The sequence below is a fragment of the Mycobacterium sp. genome (genome assembly GCF_051006775.1).
Lineage (GTDB): Bacteria > Actinomycetota > Actinomycetes > Mycobacteriales > Mycobacteriaceae > Mycobacterium.
The window spans coordinates 1-19,188 of the sequence record NZ_JBPCSX010000168.1; the positions used below are offsets into that span (position 1 = coordinate 1).

At 68.5% G+C, this 19,188-nt stretch carries 20 protein-coding genes; 13 read left to right on the top strand and 7 right to left on the bottom strand.

The window, feature by feature from the left end; all coding sequences use genetic code 11:
* The coding region (asnB, locus tag ACR2JI_RS12050; protein ID WP_526390308.1) for an asparagine synthase (glutamine-hydrolyzing) at positions 1-1,549 on the top strand (1,549 nt) is incomplete at its 5' end.
* 4 nt (positions 1,550-1,553) lie between these two features.
* Here asnB and ACR2JI_RS12055 read toward each other — a convergent pair.
* Positions 1,554-2,531 carry a carbohydrate kinase family protein gene (locus ACR2JI_RS12055; protein WP_526390350.1) on the bottom strand — a complete coding sequence of 326 codons (978 nt, stop codon included), beginning with the start codon at positions 2,529-2,531 and terminating at the stop codon, positions 1,554-1,556.
* 85 nt (positions 2,532-2,616) lie between these two features.
* On the opposite strand from ACR2JI_RS12055, the gene ACR2JI_RS12060 reads away from it, so the two are divergent.
* Complete coding sequence (locus ACR2JI_RS12060; protein WP_526390309.1) at positions 2,617-3,255, top strand: Rv0361 family membrane protein; 639 nt, start codon at positions 2,617-2,619, stop codon at positions 3,253-3,255.
* Between the two features lie 87 nt (positions 3,256-3,342).
* Here ACR2JI_RS12060 and ACR2JI_RS12065 read toward each other — a convergent pair whose 3' ends face one another.
* Both ACR2JI_RS12065 and ACR2JI_RS12070 read right to left on the bottom strand, forming a co-directional pair.
* Positions 3,343-3,711 carry an iron-sulfur cluster assembly accessory protein gene (locus tag ACR2JI_RS12065; protein WP_526390310.1) on the bottom strand — a complete coding sequence of 123 codons (369 nt, stop codon included), beginning with the start codon at positions 3,709-3,711 and terminating at the stop codon, positions 3,343-3,345.
* An 87-nt stretch (positions 3,712-3,798) separates the two neighbouring features.
* Entirely contained in the window at positions 3,799-4,872 is a 1,074-nt protein-coding gene (locus ACR2JI_RS12070) for a glycerate kinase (RefSeq protein WP_526390311.1), read from the bottom strand.
* 36 nt (positions 4,873-4,908) lie between these two features.
* On the opposite strand from ACR2JI_RS12070, the gene ACR2JI_RS12075 reads away from it, so the two are divergent.
* The 6 genes from ACR2JI_RS12075 to ACR2JI_RS12100 all read left to right on the top strand — a co-directional run bounded on the left by ACR2JI_RS12075 (position 4,909) and on the right by ACR2JI_RS12100 (position 9,682).
* The gene (locus tag ACR2JI_RS12075) at positions 4,909-5,577 is read left to right on the top strand and encodes a DUF3043 domain-containing protein (RefSeq protein WP_526390312.1); all 669 of its coding nucleotides are present in this window, start codon (positions 4,909-4,911) and stop codon (positions 5,575-5,577) included.
* Positions 5,578-5,586: 9 nt separating this feature from the next.
* Positions 5,587-6,126 (top strand): bifunctional adenosylcobinamide kinase/adenosylcobinamide-phosphate guanylyltransferase, encoded by a 540-nt coding sequence (locus ACR2JI_RS12080; RefSeq protein WP_526390313.1) that lies wholly within the window; start codon positions 5,587-5,589, stop codon positions 6,124-6,126.
* Positions 6,126-7,154: a nicotinate-nucleotide--dimethylbenzimidazole phosphoribosyltransferase gene (gene cobT / locus ACR2JI_RS12085; RefSeq protein ID WP_526390314.1), complete on the top strand. Its 1,029-nt coding sequence runs from the start codon at positions 6,126-6,128 to the stop codon at positions 7,152-7,154. Before ACR2JI_RS12080 ends, cobT begins: the two co-directional genes overlap by 1 nt.
* Positions 7,151-7,897 carry an adenosylcobinamide-GDP ribazoletransferase gene (locus ACR2JI_RS12090; protein WP_526390315.1) on the top strand — a complete coding sequence of 249 codons (747 nt, stop codon included), beginning with the start codon at positions 7,151-7,153 and terminating at the stop codon, positions 7,895-7,897. Before cobT ends, ACR2JI_RS12090 begins: the two co-directional genes overlap by 4 nt.
* A gap of 19 nt (positions 7,898-7,916) precedes the next feature.
* On the top strand, positions 7,917-8,363 hold the full coding sequence (locus tag ACR2JI_RS12095) for a pyridoxamine 5'-phosphate oxidase family protein (RefSeq protein WP_526390316.1): 447 nt from the start codon (positions 7,917-7,919) through the stop codon (positions 8,361-8,363).
* 131 nt (positions 8,364-8,494) lie between these two features.
* The gene (locus ACR2JI_RS12100) at positions 8,495-9,682 is read left to right on the top strand and encodes a sensor domain-containing diguanylate cyclase (RefSeq protein ID WP_526390317.1); all 1,188 of its coding nucleotides are present in this window, start codon (positions 8,495-8,497) and stop codon (positions 9,680-9,682) included.
* Here the strand turns inward: ACR2JI_RS12100 and ACR2JI_RS12105 are convergent.
* From ACR2JI_RS12105 to gcvT, 3 genes are read right to left on the bottom strand one after another with little or no spacing between them, the layout of a single operon-like run.
* Entirely contained in the window at positions 9,679-10,785 is a 1,107-nt protein-coding gene (locus tag ACR2JI_RS12105; RefSeq protein WP_526390318.1) for a branched-chain amino acid aminotransferase, read from the bottom strand. The genes ACR2JI_RS12100 and ACR2JI_RS12105 overlap by 4 nt on opposite strands.
* A 36-nt stretch (positions 10,786-10,821) precedes the next feature.
* Positions 10,822-11,136, bottom strand: a complete 315-nt coding sequence (locus tag ACR2JI_RS12110) for a hypothetical protein (protein WP_526390319.1) — start codon at positions 11,134-11,136, stop codon at positions 10,822-10,824.
* A gap of 33 nt (positions 11,137-11,169) precedes the next feature.
* On the bottom strand, positions 11,170-12,273 hold the full coding sequence (gene gcvT / locus ACR2JI_RS12115) for a glycine cleavage system aminomethyltransferase GcvT (RefSeq protein WP_526390320.1): 1,104 nt from the start codon (positions 12,271-12,273) through the stop codon (positions 11,170-11,172).
* Between the two features lie 63 nt (positions 12,274-12,336).
* On the opposite strand from gcvT, the gene ACR2JI_RS12120 reads away from it, so the two are divergent.
* A complete protein-coding gene (locus tag ACR2JI_RS12120) occupies positions 12,337-13,854 on the top strand; it encodes a leucyl aminopeptidase (RefSeq protein ID WP_526390321.1) in 1,518 nt (505 codons plus the stop codon).
* A 1-nt stretch (position 13,855) separates the two neighbouring features.
* On the opposite strand, the gene ACR2JI_RS12125 is transcribed toward ACR2JI_RS12120, so the two are convergent.
* Complete coding sequence (locus ACR2JI_RS12125; RefSeq protein ID WP_526390322.1) at positions 13,856-14,809, bottom strand: alpha/beta fold hydrolase; 954 nt, start codon at positions 14,807-14,809, stop codon at positions 13,856-13,858.
* 105 nt (positions 14,810-14,914) lie between these two features.
* On the opposite strand from ACR2JI_RS12125, the gene sucB reads away from it, so the two are divergent.
* Genes sucB through lipA form a run of 4 tightly spaced genes read left to right on the top strand, consistent with a single transcriptional unit; the run spans position 14,915 to position 19,184 of the window.
* Positions 14,915-16,624, top strand: coding sequence for a 2-oxoglutarate dehydrogenase, E2 component, dihydrolipoamide succinyltransferase (gene sucB, locus ACR2JI_RS12130; protein ID WP_526390323.1), 1,710 nt, complete (start codon positions 14,915-14,917; stop codon positions 16,622-16,624).
* 16 nt (positions 16,625-16,640) lie between these two features.
* Positions 16,641-17,552, top strand: coding sequence for a TIGR01777 family oxidoreductase (locus ACR2JI_RS12135; RefSeq protein WP_526390324.1), 912 nt, complete (start codon positions 16,641-16,643; stop codon positions 17,550-17,552).
* A gap of 13 nt (positions 17,553-17,565) precedes the next feature.
* Positions 17,566-18,252, top strand: a complete 687-nt coding sequence (gene lipB, locus ACR2JI_RS12140) for a lipoyl(octanoyl) transferase LipB (RefSeq protein ID WP_526390325.1) — start codon at positions 17,566-17,568, stop codon at positions 18,250-18,252.
* Positions 18,249-19,184 carry a lipoyl synthase gene (gene lipA, locus ACR2JI_RS12145; RefSeq protein WP_526390326.1) on the top strand — a complete coding sequence of 312 codons (936 nt, stop codon included), beginning with the start codon at positions 18,249-18,251 and terminating at the stop codon, positions 19,182-19,184. The genes lipB and lipA overlap by 4 nt, the downstream gene beginning before the upstream one ends.
* The last annotated feature ends 4 nt before the right edge of the window (positions 19,185-19,188 follow it).

The window sequence follows — 19,188 nt, forward strand, 5'->3', positions numbered from 1 at the left end:
GATGTTCGCGTTCGCACTGTGGGATACCGCGCGCCGCGAGCTGTTCTGCGCCCGCGATCCGTTCGGGATCAAGCCGCTGTTCATGGCGACCGGACCCGGCGGCACCGCGGTCGGCAGCGAGAAGAAGTGCCTGCTGGACCTGGCCGGCATTCTGGGGTCCGATCTCGGCATCGACTCCCGGGCCCTGCAGCACTACACCGTCCTGCAGTACGTCCCCGAGCCCGAGACCCTGCACCGGGGGGTTCGACGGCTGGAGTCCGGTTGCTATGCGATCGTCCGGCCCGGCGAAGCGCCCCGGATGCACCGATATTTCGAGCCTCGCTTCTCGGCGGTTCCCTTCCGGCCGGGGTCCGAACAAGCCCGCTACGACGAGATCACCGCCGTCCTGGAGGACTCGGTTGCCAAACACATGCGCGCCGACGTCACGGTCGGGGCGTTCCTGTCCGGCGGTATCGACTCGACGGCGATCGCGGCGCTGGCCATCCGGCACAACCCCCGGCTGATCACCTTCACCACAGGCTTCGAACGCGAGGGGTTCTCCGAAGTCGACGTGGCCGTCGCCTCCGCCGAGGCGATCGGCGCCCGCCACGTCACCAAGGTGGTCAGCCAGTCCGAATTCGTCGAGGCCCTTCCCGAGATTGTCTGGTATCTCGACGAGCCGGTTGCCGACCCTGCACTGGTGCCTCTGTTCTTCATCGCACGCGAAGCGCGCAAACACGTCAAGGTCGTGCTGTCCGGCGAAGGTGCCGACGAACTCTTCGGCGGCTACACGATTTATCGGGAACCGTTGTCGCTCAAGGGATTCGATTATCTACCGCAGTCGTTGCGCAAGTCGCTGGGTAAGGCTTCCCGGCCGCTACCGGAGGGAATGCGAGGCAAGAGCCTGCTACACCGCGGTTCGCTGACACTCGAAGAGCGCTACTACGGCAACGCCCGCAGCTTCTCCGACGAGCAACTGCGCGCGGTGCTGCCCGATTTCAACCCGGACTGGACCCACACCGACGTGACCGCATCGGTGTACGCGCAGTCCCCCGACTGGGACCCGGTCGCCCGCATGCAGCACATCGACCTGTTCACCTGGCTGCGCGGCGACATCCTGGTCAAAGCCGACAAGATGACGATGGCCAACTCGCTGGAGTTGCGGGTGCCGTTCCTGGATCCCGAGGTGTTCGCGGTGGCCTCCCGGCTCCCGTTCGACCAGAAGATCACCCGGACCACCACCAAGTACGCGCTGCGCCGCGCACTGGAGCCGATCGTTCCCGCGCACGTACTCAACCGCGCGAAACTGGGTTTCCCGGTCCCGATCCGGCACTGGCTGCGCGCCGGCGAACTACTGGAGTGGGCCAATGAGATGGTGGGCAGCTCCCAGGCGGGGCATCTGGTCGACCTGGCGGCGGTACGCACCATGCTCGACGAGCACCGCACCGGCGTCAGTGACCACAGCCGACGGCTGTGGACGGTGCTGATCTTCCTGCTCTGGCATGCCATCTTCGTCGAGCGCAGCATCATGCCGACAATCAGCGAACCGCACTACCCGGTTCAGCTGTAGGGGTTCAGCCCTTCAGCGCTGCCACGATCTCCTCCGCGGCCGCAGCCCCGTAGGCCCCGGTCAGCCGGGTGTTGGCGACGTCGAGATCCCAGGTCCAGTTCTGGGTGCCGGTGGTCTCCAGCACCAGAACGGCGACCAGCGAACCGAGTTGGGCGGCGCGCTCCAGATCCAGGCCCACACCGCGGCCGGTGAGGAAGCCGGCCCGGAAGGCGTCACCGACGCCGGTCGGGTCCACCTGCGCGGTCTCCGGCACGACACCGACGTGGATCCTGGTGCCGTCGGCGCTGACCAGATCGACTCCGTCGGCGCCCAGGGTGGTGACGCGCAGGCCCACCTGAGCGAGCACGTCGGCATCGGTCCAGCCGGTCTTGGACAGCATCAGGTCCCACTCGTAGTCATTGCTGAACAGGTAGGTGGCGCCGTCGACCAGCCGGCGGATCTCCTCGCCGCTCAACCGCGCCAGCTGCTGGGACGGATCGGCAGCGAAGGCCAGTCCGAGCTCGCGGCACTCGTCGGTGTGGGCGAACATCGCCTCCGGGTCATTGGCTCCGACGATCACCAGCTCGGGCGCCTCGATATCTGCAATCATGTTGGCCAGCTTGATATTTCGCGCCTGCGACATCGCGCCCGGGTAGAACGACGCGATCTGCGCCATATCGAGATCGGTGGTACAGACGAACCGCGCGGTGTGCTGGGAGTCGGAGATCAGGACCTGAGAGCAGTTGACACCGGCGGACTCCAACCATTCCCGGTAGTCGGTGAAGTCGACACCGGCCGCACCCAGCAGCGCGGGCCGCCCGCCCAGAACACCGATGGCGTAGGCCATGTTTCCGGCGACGCCGCCACGATGCACGACGAGGTCGTCGACGAGGAAGCTGAGCGAAACCTTCTGCAGGTGCTCGGCGAGGAGTTGCTCGGAGAACTTCCCCGGAAAGCGCATCAGGTGGTCGGTGGCGATGGATCCGGTCACGGCGATGGTCACGTAGGTGTCCACCCTTCATTTCACTGGCTGGCTGACCGTGCGACTATATGGCCAACTCGACCGAACAAGTCTCAGGAGACCCACCATGGCCGGCCCGTACCCGCCGTACCAGCCGGTCGGCTCTGCAGGTCAGCCCGGCGGACAGCCGCCCTTCCCCGGCGATGCCCTCCCGTTTCCGGTCGGCTATCCCGCCGGGTATCCCGGTCCCCTGCCACCGCCGGTGAGCTACTCCCCTGCTCCGCGGCGCCGGCGGGCACTGTGGTGGGCTCTCGGAGGCCTCTGCGTGATCGGCGCACTGGTCGCGGCGGTCGTGCTGGTCGGCGGACGCGCGCCGTCGGCGGGTTCGGGGGCTTTCACCGATGCCGCCGCCACGACCGCGATCCAGGACTACCTGACCGCGCTGTCGACAGCGGACACCGAAGTGATCGCGAGGAACAACACCTGCGGCATGTTCGACGCGCTCAAGGAGCGAAGGTCGGAGTTGGCGCTGGCCCGGCTGAGCAGCGACGCGTTCCGCAAGCAGTTCAGCCAGGCCGAGGTGACCTCGATCGACAAGATCGTGCTGTCGTCGTCGTATCAGGCGCAGGTGCTGTTCACCATGAAGGTGACGCGCACGGCGGCGCGGAGCAATCGCGACCAGGAACAGGGCGTGGCCCAGCTGTTGCGGCAGGACGACCAGATTCTGGTCTGCTCGTACCTGCTGCGGACGTCTGCCCAGTACTGAACGCAGTGAAGGACTGCATCAAGCCCCAGTACTGAACGCAGTGAAGGACTGCATCCAGCCCCAGTACTGAACTGAACTCTCAGCCGGTCAGTTGAACGAGTCGCCGCAGGCGCACGACCCCGTGGCATTGGGGTTGTCGATCGTGAAGCCCTGCTTCTCGATGGTGTCGACGAAGTCGATGCTCGCGCCCAGCACATAGGGGGCGCTCATCCGGTCGACGGTCAGCTTGACGCCACTGAAATCGACGGTCAGGTCACCGTCGAGGGCGCGATCGTCGAAGAACAGGTTGTAGCGAAGACCGGCGCAGCCACCCGGCTGGACGGCGATACGCAACGCCAAGTCGTCGCGACCCTCCTGCTCCAGCAGTGCCTTGGCCTTGGAGGCGGCAGCGTCGGTCAACGTCACGCCGTGGGCGGCGGTGTCGGTTGAAGTGGCCGTCTCATCGGACACAGTCATCAGGTCTCCCTCACGCGGATGTGGTGCGAATGTCTGTCCAGGCCCATTCAGCGCGGCCTACCCCGTCAACGGTACCTGCTGCCCGCGCTATTCCCGAGGCAGTCCGGCCGCAGTCCGCTCAGCCAGTCCGGTGAGCGCTTCGGCGGCCTCCTCGATGGCTCGGCGCACCGAACCGCAGTAATCGGCCAGCGAGTGCGCTGCAACCACCCCGGCCTGCTGCAATTCTGCCGGGCTCAGAGCGACTTGACCCGCCAGGACCAGCACCGGAACGCCGCCCGCGTCGACAGCAGCGGCCATCCGGGCCAACGCGCCGATCACCTTGCCATGCAGGGACTGATCGTCGAGGCGGCCCTCACCGGTGACCACCAGGTCCGCCGCGGCGATCTCGGCGGCCAGACCGGTGTGGTCGGCGATGACGGTGGCGCCGGACTCCCGGTGTCCGCCCAGGGCGAGCAGGGCCGCACCGAGACCGCCGGCAGCGCCTGCGCCTGGCCTGGCACGCACGACCTGTCCCGTGGCGGCCTCCAGTTCATCGGCCCATGCCAGAACCCGCGCCTCCAGCAGCGCCACGGTGACCTCATCGGCGCCCTTCTGCGGGCCGAACACCTGCGCCGCACCCCGGGCTCCCAGCAGCGGGTTCTCAACGTCGGTGGCGGCGATCAGCCGCACCCCGGTCAGGCGGGCCAGGGCCGGACCCGGTCCGCCCAGGGCGCTCACCATCCCGCGGCCGCCGTCGGTGCACCCGCTGCCGCCAAGACCCACGACGATGGTGCGGGCGCCACGGCGCAGCGCGGCGTCGATCAGTTCGCCGACCCCGCGGCTGTGCGCCGCCACCGCGGTTCCGGGTGTCGGCGGGCCGCCCAGCAGTGCCAGGCCGCAGGCCTGTGCGCATTCCAGGTACGCCGTCCGATCACCGGGGTCCAAGAGCCACTCGGCGTCCACCTCATCGTCCAGCGGCCCACTGACCCGAACGTGGTGGACCTCCAGGCCGGCATCGCTGGCGGCCAGCACGGCGAGGAATCCCGGCCCGCCGTCGGATTGCGGCGCCACCACCAGCACGTCGTCGGGGCGGGCCGCCTGCCAGCCCGCCGCGATGGACTGCGCGGCGGCTACCGCGGTGAGACTGTCACCGAAGCAGTCCGGAGCGATCAGCACACGCACTCATGCAGGCTAGATCCCCCCGGTAATCTGGCACACGTGAAGCTGCTGGGCCGCAAGAACGACGACGCCGACGGTACGTCCGACTCCCGGGACGCCGTGGCGCCTGATCCGGACCAGACCGGTACCGCCGCCAAGGTGACCGCGCCGAAGGGACGCCCGACGCCCAAGCGCAGCACCGCCGAGAAGCGCCGCGGTCCGGTGGCGCCGGCACCGGCCACCGCAGCCGAGGCCCGCAAGCGCCGCAAGGAGCTGCGCAGCACGATGACCAAAGAGGAACGGAAGGCCGACAAGGAAAAGCGCCGCGCCGCTTTGAACACTCGCCGCGAACGGATGATGGACGGCGAGGAGGCCTTCCTGCTGCCGCGCGACAAGGGTCCGGTGCGCCGCTACGCGCGCGACGTCGTCGACTCCCGCCGCAATATTCTCGGCTTCTTCATGCCCGCGGCACTGGCCCTGATCTTCTTCTCCATGGGACTGCCGCAACTGCAGCCCTACATGTCACCGGCGATGCTGCTGGTCATGATCATCATGGGTATCGATGGATTTCTGTTGGCGCGCAAGGTGAACAAGGCCGTCGACGCCAAATTCCCGGACAACGCCGAGACGCACTGGAAGCTGGGCCTCTACGCGGTGGGCCGAGCCACCCAGATTCGCCGGATGCGCACCCCGCGACCGAAGGTCGCGCTCGGCGACAAGGTTGTCTGAGCGCGCGGCGTGCGCATTCTGGTGCTCGGCGGGATCAGGTCCGGCAAGTCGGACTGGGCCGAGGTGGCGATCGGCCGCGAATCAGGTTCCCGCGACGTTCGCTACATCGCCACCGGGCCGCTCCCCGATTCCGATTCCGCATGGGCCGACCGGATCGCCGCGCACCGCGCGCGACGCCCGCCGGCGTGGACCACGGTGGAGACCGACGAGCTCAGCACCCACCTGCGTGACCAATCGCGCACACCGACCCTGGTCGACGATCTCGGCGGCTGGCTCACCCGCACACTGGACCGCCGCGACTGGGAACCGAGCCCGATCGAGGACGAGGTCAGCGAATTACTGGCCGCGGTCGGCGACTTCGCCGCTCCGCTGGTACTGGTCAGCCCCGAGGTGGGGATGAGCGTGGTGCCCGCCACCGCTGCGGGACGGCGGTTCGCCGACGAACTGGGAGCACTGAATCGCCGGCTCGCCGAAGTCTGCGATCGGGTCGTCCTCATCGTCGCCGGCCAGCCGGTCTGGGTGAAGCCGGCGTCGCGGGAGTCCTCCTGATGCAGGAGTTCGACGAGGTCGCAGCGCCCGATGCCCGGGCGGGCGCAGCGGCGCGCCGCCGTCAGGATCAGCTGACCAAACCCAACGGGGCACTGGGTCGTCTCGAGGATCTCTCGGTCTGGGTGTCCGCCTGCCAGGGGCAATGTCCCCCAACCGAATTCAGCCGCGCCCGGGTGGTGGTGTTCGCCGGCGATCATGGCGTCGCCGCGGCGGGCGTGTCGGCCTATCCGTCCGAGGTCACCGCTCAGATGGTGGCCACCATCGAATCCGGCCGGGCGGCGATCAACGTCCTGGCCGAGGCCGCAGGCGCGACGGTGCGCCTGGTCGACATGGCCGTCGGCCAGGCCAGCGGCAACATCGCCACACAGGATGCGTTGAGCCACGACGCGGCGGTGGCAGCGGTACAGGCCGGCCGGCGAATCGCCGACGAGGAGGTCGATGCCGGCGCCGACCTCCTGATCGCCGGGGATCTTGGTATCGGGAATACCACTGCGGCAACGGTATTGGTGGCCGCCCTCACCGGAGCCGAGCCGGTCACCGTGGTGGGTCGCGGCACCGGCATCGACGATGCGGGCTGGGCACGCAAAACCGCGGCGGTCCGCGACGCGCTGTACCGGGCCCGTCGGCTTGAGGCCGAACCACTCGCCCTGTTGGCCACCAGTGGTGGCGCAGACCTCGCGGCGATGGCGGGTTTCTGCGCCCAGGCCGCGGTGCGCCGCACTCCGGTGCTCCTCGACGGCCTGGTGGTCACGGCCGCGGCTCTGGTCGCCGAACGCCTTGCCCCCGGAGCCAGGGCCTGGTGGCAGGCGGGGCATCGCTCGACCGAACCCGCACACACGTTGGCGCTCGACCAGTTGGGCCTGGATCCGATCGTCGATCTGGGAATGCGACTCGGCGAGGGCACCGGGGCAGTCGTCGCGCTGCCGATACTGCGCGCCGCGGTGGCGGTGCTGGCGTCGATGGCAACGTTCACCGATGCCGGTGTGTCCGGTCCGGTGATCGACGATTCAGGCTACGAGACCCCGTGATCGCCGCTCTGTCAAGTGCTTTGGGGTTCGGCACCGTGGTGCCGACGTCCGGCTCCGGCGTCGCCCCGGGCCGGGGCACGATCGCCGCGCTGCCGGTTGTCGGAGCGTTGCTGGGACTCGGCGCCGCGGCGACACTGTGGGCCGGCAGGTGGGCATTCGGAGCGCACAGCCTGCTGGCCGGACTGCTGGCCGTGACGGTGCTGGCCCTGCTCACCCGGGGTCTGCACCTCGACGGGTTGGCCGATACCGTCGACGGCCTGGGCTGCTACGGGCCGCCGGAACGGGCCCTGGCCGTCATGCGAGACGGCTCGGCCGGTCCGTTCGGGGTCGTGGCGGTGGTGGTGGTGATCCTCGCGCAAGCCTGCGCATTGGCCGCGCTGCCGGCCGGGTGGCCCGGTGCGGCCGGTGCGGTCAGCGCCATCGCCACCGGTCGGGTGGCCGCCGTGCTGGCCACCCGCCGGGGAATCCCGGCGGCCCACGGAAGCACCCTCGGCGCCTGCGTCGCCGGCACCCAGTCCCCCGCCGTGCTGGCCGCCTGGGTGCTGGCGGTGGCTGCGATGTCGACGGCGGCCACCCCGCGGCTCTGGCAGGGACCGCTTGCGGTGCTGCTGGCCCTGCTCATCTCGGCCGCGGCGATCCGGCACTGCGTTCGCCGCTTCGGCGGCGTCACCGGCGATGTCATCGGAGCGGCGATCGAACTAGCGACCACGCTGACATTTTTCGGACTCATCGTCCGAATTTGAGGTGCAAACAAGGGGTCCCATGCTCGGCGAATTGACCACGGTGCAGATTGACGAATTGTTACGCGGCGAGGTGATCGCCCGGATCGGGTGTATCAGCGACGGCCGGGTCTACGTCGTGCCGGTGACCTATGTCTATGACGGGACATACATCTGGGGGCACGCCATGGCTGGTGCGAAACTGCGAGCGATGCAGGAACATCCCGAGGTGTGCGTGGAAGTCGAGCACGTCGACGATATGTCCAACTGGCGCAGTGTCATCGCCTGGGGAACCTTCGAGGAGTGCAGGGGCGCGGACTGGGACGCCGGAATGGCACTGCTCGTCGAGCACATCATGCCCCTGCTGAAGTTCCCTCCACATCAGCGGCCACCGGAGGTGTCTTCACTGCGACGAGGGTCGGTGTACCGAATTCGGTTGCACGACAGGACCGGAAGGTTCGAAGTCGTTTCAAACGCCGATGTCCGTTAGCCTGATAGACCACACCGACACCCGGGGGGCCAACATTGTCCAGGGATGACGGTCTGCCTGAATCGGAGTGGTTCGAACGGGTCGCTGACAGAAGCGGCCTGGTTTTCTACGTTCTGCGGATACAACCGGACGTGGCATTCGAATATCTCGGCACCGCGCTGCAGACCCGCCTCGGAATACCAGTGACCGCAGGAACTCCGGTCGATGCCGAGACAGTCCTGGGACGTATCGACCCGGAATCTGCTGACCTGTTGACCGAAACCCTGATGATGAGTCCCGGCCAGGAATTGACGATGGACGCGAAATGGCGCCACCTCGACGGTCGTTCTGTGTTCAGCCGCGCCTGGATCCGGGCCGTCGGACGCCCCGATGGTTCGGTGGTCCAGGAAGGCGTCGTGCTCGACATCACCGAACTGCGGGAGGTTGAAACCGAACTGCGCCGCTCCGAGCAGCGAAGCCGGCTGCTCGCGGAGAACGCCTACGACGTGATCTGGACGATGGCGCTGGATGGCACCATCACCTATGTGAGCCCTGCCGTGGAACGGGTACGCGGCTTCACGCCTGAAGAGGCCATGAGCCAACCGGTCGAGGAGATCCATCCACCCGCATCGGCAGCCAGAGTCACCGAGCACTTCCAGAGGGTGTTCGCCGCGATAGCGGCCGGCACCGAGCCGCCGGTCTTCCGCGGCGAGCAGGAGTACTACCGCAGGGACGGCTCGATCATGACCGGCGAACTTCAGGTCATACCCATGGTGGACGCCAACGGTCGCGTCGTTGAGTTACTCGGCGTGACCCGCGATATCAGCGAGCGCAAAGCGTTCGAGGCCGAACTGAAGCGGCTCGCGATCACCGATCCGGTCACCGGCGTGTGGAATCGCCATCAAGGCAGTGAATTACTGCTTGCCGAGACCATGCGACCCGAACGGCCGAGGCGACGAGCATCTGTGCTGATGGTCGATATCGATAACTTCAAGGCCATCAACGACAGCTTCGGCCATCAGGCCGGGGACGAGGTTCTCGTCGAGATGGCGCGCCGACTCTTCGCGGCGGTGCGCGACACCGACGTGGCGGCCCGCTGGGGCGGAGAGGAATTCGTCATCCTTTTGCACGAATGTGCGATTGCGGACGCCGTCGGCCGGGCAGAGAAGATCCGCCGCCAGATCGCCGATACACCGTTCTCCGGAGTGGGCACGGTCACCGTGAGCGTCGGCGTCGCGCAACTCGCCGATGATGACGACCTGGCCTCATGGCTGGGCCGCGCCGACAGGGCGCTCTATGAAGCGAAACGGGTCGGCCGCAACACCGTCGTCGGGAGCTAGCCGAGCCGGGTCATCCAGCCGTGCGTGTCCGCGAACAGACCACGCTGTATGCCGGTCAGGGTGTCGCGCAGGGCCATCGTCACCTCACCGGGAGACCCATCACCGACGGTGAACTCGCCCTCGTCGTACTTCACCTGAGCCACCGGAGTGATCACTGCGGCTGTGCCGCAGGCGAAGACCTCGGTGATCTCCCCGGCGGCCACACCCTTGCGCCATTCGGCGACGTCGATCTTGCGTTCCTCGACGGCATAGCCGGCGTCACCGGCCAACTGCAACAACGAATCCCGCGTGATACCGGGCAGCAGCGATCCACTCAGTTCCGGCGTCACCAGTCGTGCCGAACCGCCGCTGCCGAAGACGAAGAACAGGTTCATGCCGCCCATCTCTTCGACGTAACGGCGTTCGATGGCGTCCAGCCAGACCACCTGGTCGCAGCCGTGCTCGGCGGCCTGCGCCTGAGCCAGCAGGGATGCCGCGTAGTTACCACCGAACTTCGCCGCGCCGGTGCCGCCCGGGCTGGCCCGGACGTATTCGGTGGACAGCCACACGCTGACCGGTTTGATCCCGCCCTTGAAATAGGCGCCGGCCGGCGAGGCGATCACCATGTAGCGATATTCGGCCGAAGGCCGCACCCCGAGTCCGGGTTCGGTGGCGATGATGAACGGCCGCAGGTATAGCGAGGCCTCACCGCCCGCTGGGGGCACCCACTCGTGGTCCACCGCGATCAGCTGCCGCAGTGACTCGATGAAGATCTCGTCGGGTAGTTCTGGGATGGCCAGCCGGCGAGCCGAGGCCCGCAGCCGGGCGGCGTTGGCCTCCGGACGAAACGAGACGATCGACCCGTCGGCCCAGCGGTAGGCCTTGAGGCCCTCGAAAATCTCCTGGGCGTAGTGCAGGACGATCGCCGACGGGTCCAGTTCGATCGGGCCGTAGGGCCGAACCTGGGCCTCGTACCAGCCGCGCTCACGGGTGTACAGCGCCGAGACCATGTGGTCGGTGTAGAACTTCCCGAATCCCGGGTCAGCCAGGATCTCCGCACGCCGCGCCGCACTCGCCGGACGCGCGGAGCGTTCGACGGCGAAGTCGAGCAGTGCGTGGGACATTGCGCGATTGTATAACCGCCTGTGAGCGCCTCAGCCCTACGGCGGACACAATCCGCCGTCGACCCCGCCCATGAACTGACCCGCCAGACCGTTACCGGGAGGCAGATTCAGATCCTTGGCCACCATCTCTTCGAGCTGGTCCCACTTCTGGCCCTGGGCCCTGGCATCGCACACTTTTTTACCCTCGGCGAGCAGCTGCGAATCCGAGAACTGATCTCTCAGCGGCCCCGACAGGATATCGAGGAACACCTGATCCGAGGGCCCAGATGTCTTGGTGACCGTGCAGGCCGACACCGGCACCACCATGAGCAGGCCGAGCAGGGCCACGATTGCAGCCTTGTGTGATCCCATGTCCCCAGCCTCTCGTCTGCCCCCGACGACAGGCTAGCGGGTCTTGACGTCGACGAACGGCGGCGTGACAACCTCGCAGTCCAGCGCCCGGCCGCGGACGTCCACGCCGACCACGTCGCCGTCGGCGATACCGGCGTCAGCGTCGATGAGGGCCAGCGCGATCCCCGCGTTCAGCGTGGGCGAGAAGGTCCCCGACGTGGTGATGCCGACCGGCGCCGCAGCGCGCAGCACGGTCATGTCCGCCCGGGGAACACCGCGCCCGATGGCCCGCAGTCCACGCAGCAGCCGGCGCGGGCCGGCCTGCTTCTCAGCCAGCAGCGCATCGCGGCCCCAGAACGCATCCTTGGACCAGCCGACCGCCCAGCCGCAGCGTGCCTGTAGCGGCGAGATGTCCAGTGACAGCTCGTGACCGTGCAGCGGATAACCCATCTCGGTGCGCAGGGTGTCCCGGGCGCCGAGGCCGGCCGGCTGGCCGCCGCACCGCTGCACCTCGGCAGCCAGTGCGTCGAACACCAACGGAGCCGCGTCCCAGGACGGCAGCAACTCGAAGCCGTGCTCACCGGTGTAGCCGGTGCGACAGACACGCACCGGCACACCGTCGTACTCGGCGTCTGCGTAACTCATGTAGTCCATCTCCGTCGGCAGCCCCAGCGCGGAGAGCACCTCGGTCGAACGCGGACCCTGTACCGCGAGCACCGCGTAGGAGCGGTGCTCATCGGTCACCGAGATCCCCTGCGGCGCGACCTCCCGCAGTGCGGCGACCACCGCCCGGGTGTTGGCCGCGTTGGGCACCAGGAAAACCTCGTCATCGCTGACGTAGTACGCGATCAGGTCGTCGATCACGCCCCCGTCGGGGGCGCAGCACAGGGTGTACTGAGCCCGCCCCGGACCGATCCGGCGCAGATCGTTGGTCAGTGCGGAGTTGACGAAATCCGCCGCCCCGGGGCCGGTCACCAGAGCCTTGCCCAGATGGCTCACATCGAACAGTCCGACCGCCTCGCGGGTCGCGGTGTGCTCACCAACGGTGCCGGCGTAGGCGACCGGCATCAGCCAGCCCCCGAAGGCCGCGAAGGTCGCACCAAGGTCGCGGTGGCGGCTTTCCAGTGGGCCGTGCAACAACTCCGATTCGTCGCTCACGGCGACCAACCCTAGACCGCATCGTCACGGGCCGGGACCCACCGGCCCGTTAGGGTGACGCAGGTGAGCACCCAACCCGGTTACCAGGCCCCCACCGTCACCGTCGCGACCACGCTGCCCAAGCGCTCGTCGGCGGCTGTGCTGATCGTCGCGATCGTTTCCGATCCCGATAACGACGGAGCGCCCACCGTCGTCGGCGGTCCGTTTCTGGACGCCGAGGCGATCGGCGAGATCGAGGTTGCACTGCGGGCTCTGGGCGCCAAGGGTGGCGTCGAGCAGCTGACCCGGCTGCCCATCCCGTCGCTGCCGGTGACCAGTGTGCTGGCGGTCGGCCTCGGCGCCCCGCGCGACGAGTGGCCCGCCGAAGTGATCCGCCGCGCCTCCGGAGTGGCGGCGCGCTCACTGTCCGGTGTCGGGACGGTCATCACGACGCTGTCCGAGCTGCACCTGGAAGCGGCCGTCGAGGGCCTGATCCTGGGCGCCTATCAGATGCACGAGTTCCGCAGCGCCCGCACCGCTCCCAAGGAGCCGCTGCTGTCCAAGATCACCGCCCTGAGCACCGCCCGCGGCGCTAAGGCGTCGGCCGAACGGGCCGTGGCCGTGGCCTCGGCGGTGGCCACCGCCCGCGATCTGGTCAACACCCCGCCCAGCCACCTGCACCCGGACGAATTCGCAAAGAGGGCAAAGGCTTTGGGCACGATGGCCGGTATCGAGGTCCAGGTGCTCGACGAGAAGGCACTGGCCAAGGGTGGCTTCGGCGGGATCATCGGGGTCGGCAAGGGGTCCGCCAACCAGCCCCGGCTGGTGCGGATGACCTACCGCGGCGGCAAGGGCCGCAAGAACGCCAAGAAAGTGGCCCTGATCGGTAAGGGCATCACCTTCGACACCGGGGGCATCTCGATCAAGCCGGCCGCCTCGATGCACCACATGACCTCCGATATGGCCGGGGCGGCATCGGTGATCGCGACGATGGTGCTCGCGGCCAGCCAGCAGCTGCCGATCGACGTGATCGCCACGGTCCCGATGGCCGAGAACATGCCCTCGTCCACCGCGCAGCGCCCCGGTGATGTGCTCACCCAGTACGGCGGCGTCACCGTCGAGGTGCTCAACACCGACGCCGAGGGCCGGCTCATCCTGGCCGACGCGATTGTGCGGGCGTGCGAGGACTCCCCCGACTACCTGATCGAGACTTCTACGCTGACCGGCGCGCAGACCGTCGCACTCGGCGCCCGTATCCCGGGCGTGATGGGCAGCGAGGAGTTCCGTGACCGGGTGGCGGCGCTGTCACAGCGTGAAGGCGAAAACGGTTGGCCCATGCCGCTTCCCGATGAACTCAAGGACGACCTGAAGTCGACGGTCGCCGATCTGGCCAACATCAGCTCGCAGCGGTTCGCCGGCATGCTGGTGGCCGGAGTGTTCCTGCGGGAATTCGTGGCCGAGGGTGTCCAGTGGGTGCACATGGATATCGCCGGGCCGTCGTACAACACCGGCGGGCCGTGGGGCTACACCCCCAAGGGCGGAACCGGGGTGCCGGTGCGGACGCTGTTCGCAACCCTGGAGGACATCGCGAAGAACGGGTGACTCACACCGTCTGCCGGCCGACTCGGGCGCGCAGCAGCGCTGCAGAGGGCTGTCCCCCGCCGAGATAGGTGATCAGCTCATCGACGGCGTCGGCCACCAGTTGCGGGTTGGCCATCGGCAGCCAGTGACCGGTCGGCAGATCCCGCCGCCACAGCTGCGGCACCCAGCGCACCGTGTCGTCGTACACCCACGGCCGCACGAAATTGTCCCGGGTATTGACCAGAAGTTGCACCGGTACCGACACGTAGCGGTCACGTCCGGGCTGCGCCAGTGCACGAAAGAAGTTGGCGCGGTAGATCTTCAGGCCGTTGACAGCGTCAGCGATGAAGGTGTCGCCCTGGAATCGCCGCTCACGCGGGATGCCGCCGGTGATCGCCAGCCGGTTGATCGCCTGTGCCAGGAACGCCCGCATCGCCGCCGGCGCCAACACCGGGATCGAGAACCCGATCATGTAGCTGAAGTGTGCCGCCTGGGAGAGCGCGCGGGCGAACCGGCGCGGCCGATAGGGACGGGCCAGCCCCGCGCGGATGTAGCGGCTCAGGTGGCCCGGGTCCGGTCCGGAGATCGAGGTGTAGGACGCGACCCGGTCGGCGGGCCCCTGACCGCTGTGGGGAGCGCGGCTCAGGTACTCCCATATCAACGCCGAACCCCAGTCGTGGCCCACCACGTGCACCGGCGAGTCCGGGGACAGTGCAGCGGTGACGGCGCCGAAATCGTCAGCCAGTCGGGCCAGCGCATAGGCGGCGACCGGCGTGGGTACATCCGAGGCGCCGGCCCCCCGATTGTCATAGCGAATGACCCGGTAACGCTGCGCCAGCGACGCTGCGACGCCGTCCCATAGGACGTGTGAATCAGGCCAGCCGTGCACCAGCACGACGGTGGGACCGTCGGGGTTGCCGTCCTCGTAAACCGCGATGCGGGTTCCGTCGGGGGCCTCGACGTAGCGCGTTGCCATCAGAGAATTGACCCTACTCGGCTGCCGGGTGGCGCAAAGGAATGACAGGATGGGGACGCTCGCTGTGGTAAGTCTGAGGCCGATCCGACGTTTTAAGGAGCCAGCATGGCTGTGTCCGTCCAGATGCCCGCCCTGGGTGAAAGTGTGACTGAGGGCACCGTCACCCGGTGGCTCAAGCAGGAGGGCGACACCGTCGTGGTGGACGAGCCGCTGCTGGAGGTCTCCACCGACAAGGTCGACACCGAGATTCCCGCGCCGGCCTCCGGCGTGCTGACCAAGATCGTGGCCCACGAGGACGACACCGTCGCCGTCGGCGGCGAACTGGGCGTCATCGGGGAGGCCGGGGAGGCGGCAGCACCGGCCGCGGCAGCCCCGCCTGCCCCACCCGCCGCCCCCGTCGAACAGCCGGTCACCCAGCCTGAGCCGCAGGCTCCACCCGCCGCCGCACCGGCACCCGCGGCTGCCTCCGGCGGTGCCAGCATCCCGGTGCTGATGCCCACCCTGGGCGAGTCGGTCACCGAAGGCACCGTGACCCGGTGGCTGAAGAAGGTCGGAGACTCGGTGGCCGTTGACGAGCCCCTCGTGGAGGTCTCCACCGACAAGGTCGACACCGAGATCCCGTCCCCCGCGTCGGGCGTCCTGCTCAGCATCACCGCCGAGGAGGATGACACCGTCGCCGTCGGCGGTGAGCTGGCCAAGATCGGCGCCGCTGGTGCCGCTGTGCAGGCCGCGCCGACGCCGCCGCCGCCTGCACCTCCGGCCCCCGCACCGGCGGCACCCCCGGCTCCGCAAGCTGCGACTCCCCCGCCTGCGCCCGTCCCGGCACCGGCACCGGCACCGGCGCATCCCACCCCGGCGGGCCGCATCGAAGCCGGTGACGGAGCCCCCTACGTCACCCCGCTGGTGCGCAAACTGGCAGGCGAGAAGGGCATTGATCTGGCAGCGGTCAAGGGCACCGGTGTCGGTGGCCGTATCCGCAAGCAGGATGTGCTGGCCGCCGCCGAGCCCCGCACAGCCCCGGCAGCCGCGGTACCGGCACCGGCGGCAGCACCCGCCACCGCGCAGGCCGCGGCGGCCTCGCCGCTGGCCCACCTGCGTGGCACGACCCAGAAGGCCAACCGGGTCCGCAAGCTCACCGCGAAGAAGACCCGCGAGTCGCTGCAGTCCACCGCCCAGCTCACCCAGACCCACGAGGTCGACATGACCCGCATCGTGGGGCTGCGGGCCCGGGCGAAGAAGGATTTCGCCGAGCGGGAAGGCGTCAACCTGACCTACCTGCCGTTCATCGCCCGCGCCGTCATCGATGCGCTCAAGGCGCACCCGAACATCAACGCCAGCTACAACGAGGATGCCGGCGAGATCACCTACTACGACACCGAGAATCTGGGCTTCGCGGTGGACACCGACCAGGGCCTGCTCTCGCCGGTTGTCCACAACGCCGGCAATCTGTCGCTGGCCGGGCTGTCGCGAGCCATCAATGACATCGCCGCGAGGGCCCGTTCCGGTGATCTCAAGCCCGACGAACTCTCCGGCGGCACCTTCACCATCACCAACATCGGCAGCCAGGGCGCGCTGTTCGACACCCCGATCCTGGTCCCGCCGCAGGCGGCCATGCTGGGCACCGGCGCGATCGTCAAACGCCCGCGGGTGATCTCCGACGAGATGGGCAACGAGTCGATCGGCGTCCGCTCGATCTGCTACCTGCCGCTGACCTACGACCACCGCCTGATCGACGGCGCCGACGCCGGCCGGTTCCTCACCACCGTGAAGCGGCGGCTCGAAGAAGGGGCCTTCGAGGCCGAACTGGGTCTGTGATTTGGGCACCCCCGAGGTGAGCGGCACCGTCGCCATCGCCGGCTCATCCGGTGTGATCGGCTCGGCGCTGGTCGCCGCGCTGCGCACCGCCGACTACCGGGTGCTGCGGATCGTGCGTCGCGCCCCGGCCGGGCTCGACGAACTGCGGTGGGACCCCGACAGCGGCGAGTTCGACTCCGCCGCCCTCGACGGAGTCGACGCGGTGGTCAATATGTGTGGTGTCGGGGTGGGCGACAAACGCTGGTCGGGCGCCTTCAAGCAGAGCCTGCGCGACAGTCGTATCGACCCGACCGAGGTGATCTCCGAAGCGGTGGCAGATGCCGGCGTGCCGGTGCTGATCAATGCCAGCGCAGTTGGCTACTACGGCGACACCCGCGACCGCATCGTCGACGAAACCGCCCCGGCCGGAACGGGTTTCCTCGCCCGGCTCTGCGTTGACTGGGAAGCCGCGACCCTGCCCGCGCAGGAGTCCGGAGCCCGGGTGGTGCTCGCCCGTACCGGACTGGTGCTCTCCCCCGGCGGCGGGGTACTGGGAAAGCTGCGCCCGCTGTTCGCCCTCGGCCTCGGCGGACGGCTCGGCGGCGGACGGCAGTACATGCCGTGGATCAGCCTCGAGGACCAGATCCGCGGACTGCTGTTCGCGATCAACGACGATCGGCTCTCTGGTCCGGTGAACTTCACCGGACCGGCCCCGGTGACCAATGCCGAGTTCACCGCCGCACTGGGCCGCGCCGTGGGACGGCCCGCACCGTGGCCGGTGCCCGGCTTCGCCCTGAAGACACTGCTCGGAGAGTTCGCCGACGAGGGCCTGCTGGGCGGACAGCGCGCCATCCCGGCCGCCCTGGAGCGGGCCGGCTTCGCCTTCCACCACAGCACCATCGGCGAGGCACTGGCCTACGCGACCGGCACCGGCACCGCGAGCCGGTAGTACCGTCGAGACCGTGCGTCAATCGATCCGGTCCAGCGCAGATCCGATCGCGATCCGAAACCTCGGCGCGGTGGACTACGCCGACGCCTGGCAGCTACAGCGGGAGCTGGCCGACGCCCGGGTCGCCGGCGGTCCGGACACCCTGCTGCTACTCGAGCATCCATCGGTTTACACCGCCGGTAGGCGGACCGAAGCCCACGAGCGACCCGAAGACGGAGCCCCCGTCGTCGATGTCGACCGCGGCGGAAAGATCACCTGGCACGGGCCCGGACAGTTGGTCGGCTACCCGGTGATCGGCCTGGCCGAACCACTGGATGTGGTGAATTACGTTCGGCGCCTTGAGGAATCACTGATCAGCGTGTGCGCCGGCCTGGGCCTTGAGACCGGCCGGGTGGCGGGTCGCTCGGGGGTATGGCTGCCCGCAAGCACGCATCGCCCGGAGCGCAAGATCGCTGCGATCGGTATCCGGGTGGCAAGGGGCGTCGCCCTGCACGGGTTCGCGCTCAACTGTGACTGCGACCTGGCCGCGTTCTCGAGCATCGTGCCGTGCGGGATCCCCGATGCCGGGGTGACATCCCTGACAGCCGAGCTCGGCAGACAGGTGAGCGTCGAGGAGGTCCGCGAGCGGACAGCTGCGGCGGTATGTGACGCAATCGACGGCCGTTTACCTGTGTCAACTGCCGTAGCATCACAGTCATGAGCGTCGAGCCGGGCAACCGCAAACTGCTGCGGCTCGAAGTGCGCAACGCCCAGACCCCGATCGAACGCAAGCCGCCCTGGATCAAGACCCGGGCCCGGATGGGGCCGGAGTTCACCGCGCTCAAAAGCCTGGTTCGTCGCGAGGGGCTGCACACCGTCTGCGAGGAAGCCGGCTGCCCCAACATCTACGAGTGCTGGGAAGACCGCGAGGCCACCTTCCTGATCGGTGGCGAGCAGTGCACCCGGCGCTGCGACTTCTGCCAGATCGATACCGGCAAGCCCGCCGACCTCGACCGCGACGAACCCCGACGGGTCGCCGAGAGCGTTGCCGCGATGGGCCTGAAGTACGCGACCGTCACCGGGGTGGCCCGCGACGATCTGCCCGACGGCGGCGCGTGGCTCTACGCCGAGACGGTCCGGGCGATCAAGAAGCTCAACCCGTCCACCGGCGTCGAACTACTCGCCCCCGACTTCAACGGGGAGCCGGAGTTGTTGCGCGAAGTTTTCGATTCCCGCCCAGAAGTGTTCGCGCACAACCTCGAAACCGTTCCGCGGATCTTCAAGCGGATCCGTCCGGCCTTCCGGTACCAGCGCAGCCTCGAAGTGATCACCGCTGCCCGTGACGCGCGCCTGGTGACCAAGAGCAATCTCATTCTGGGCATGGGCGAGACCATCGACGAGGTACACGAAGCACTGGCCGATCTGCACAGCGCCGGCTGCGACATCGTCACCATCACCCAGTACCTGCGGCCCTCGCCCCGGCATCATCCGGTGCAGCGGTGGGTGCATCCCGACGAGTTCACCGCACTGGCCGCCTACGCCGAAGGCCTCGGTTTCGCCGGCGTGCTGGCCGGTCCGCTGGTCCGGTCGTCCTACCGGGCAGGGCGGCTCTACCAGCAGGCTTCGCTGGTGCGCCGGCCGTCCGTATCCTGAGCAG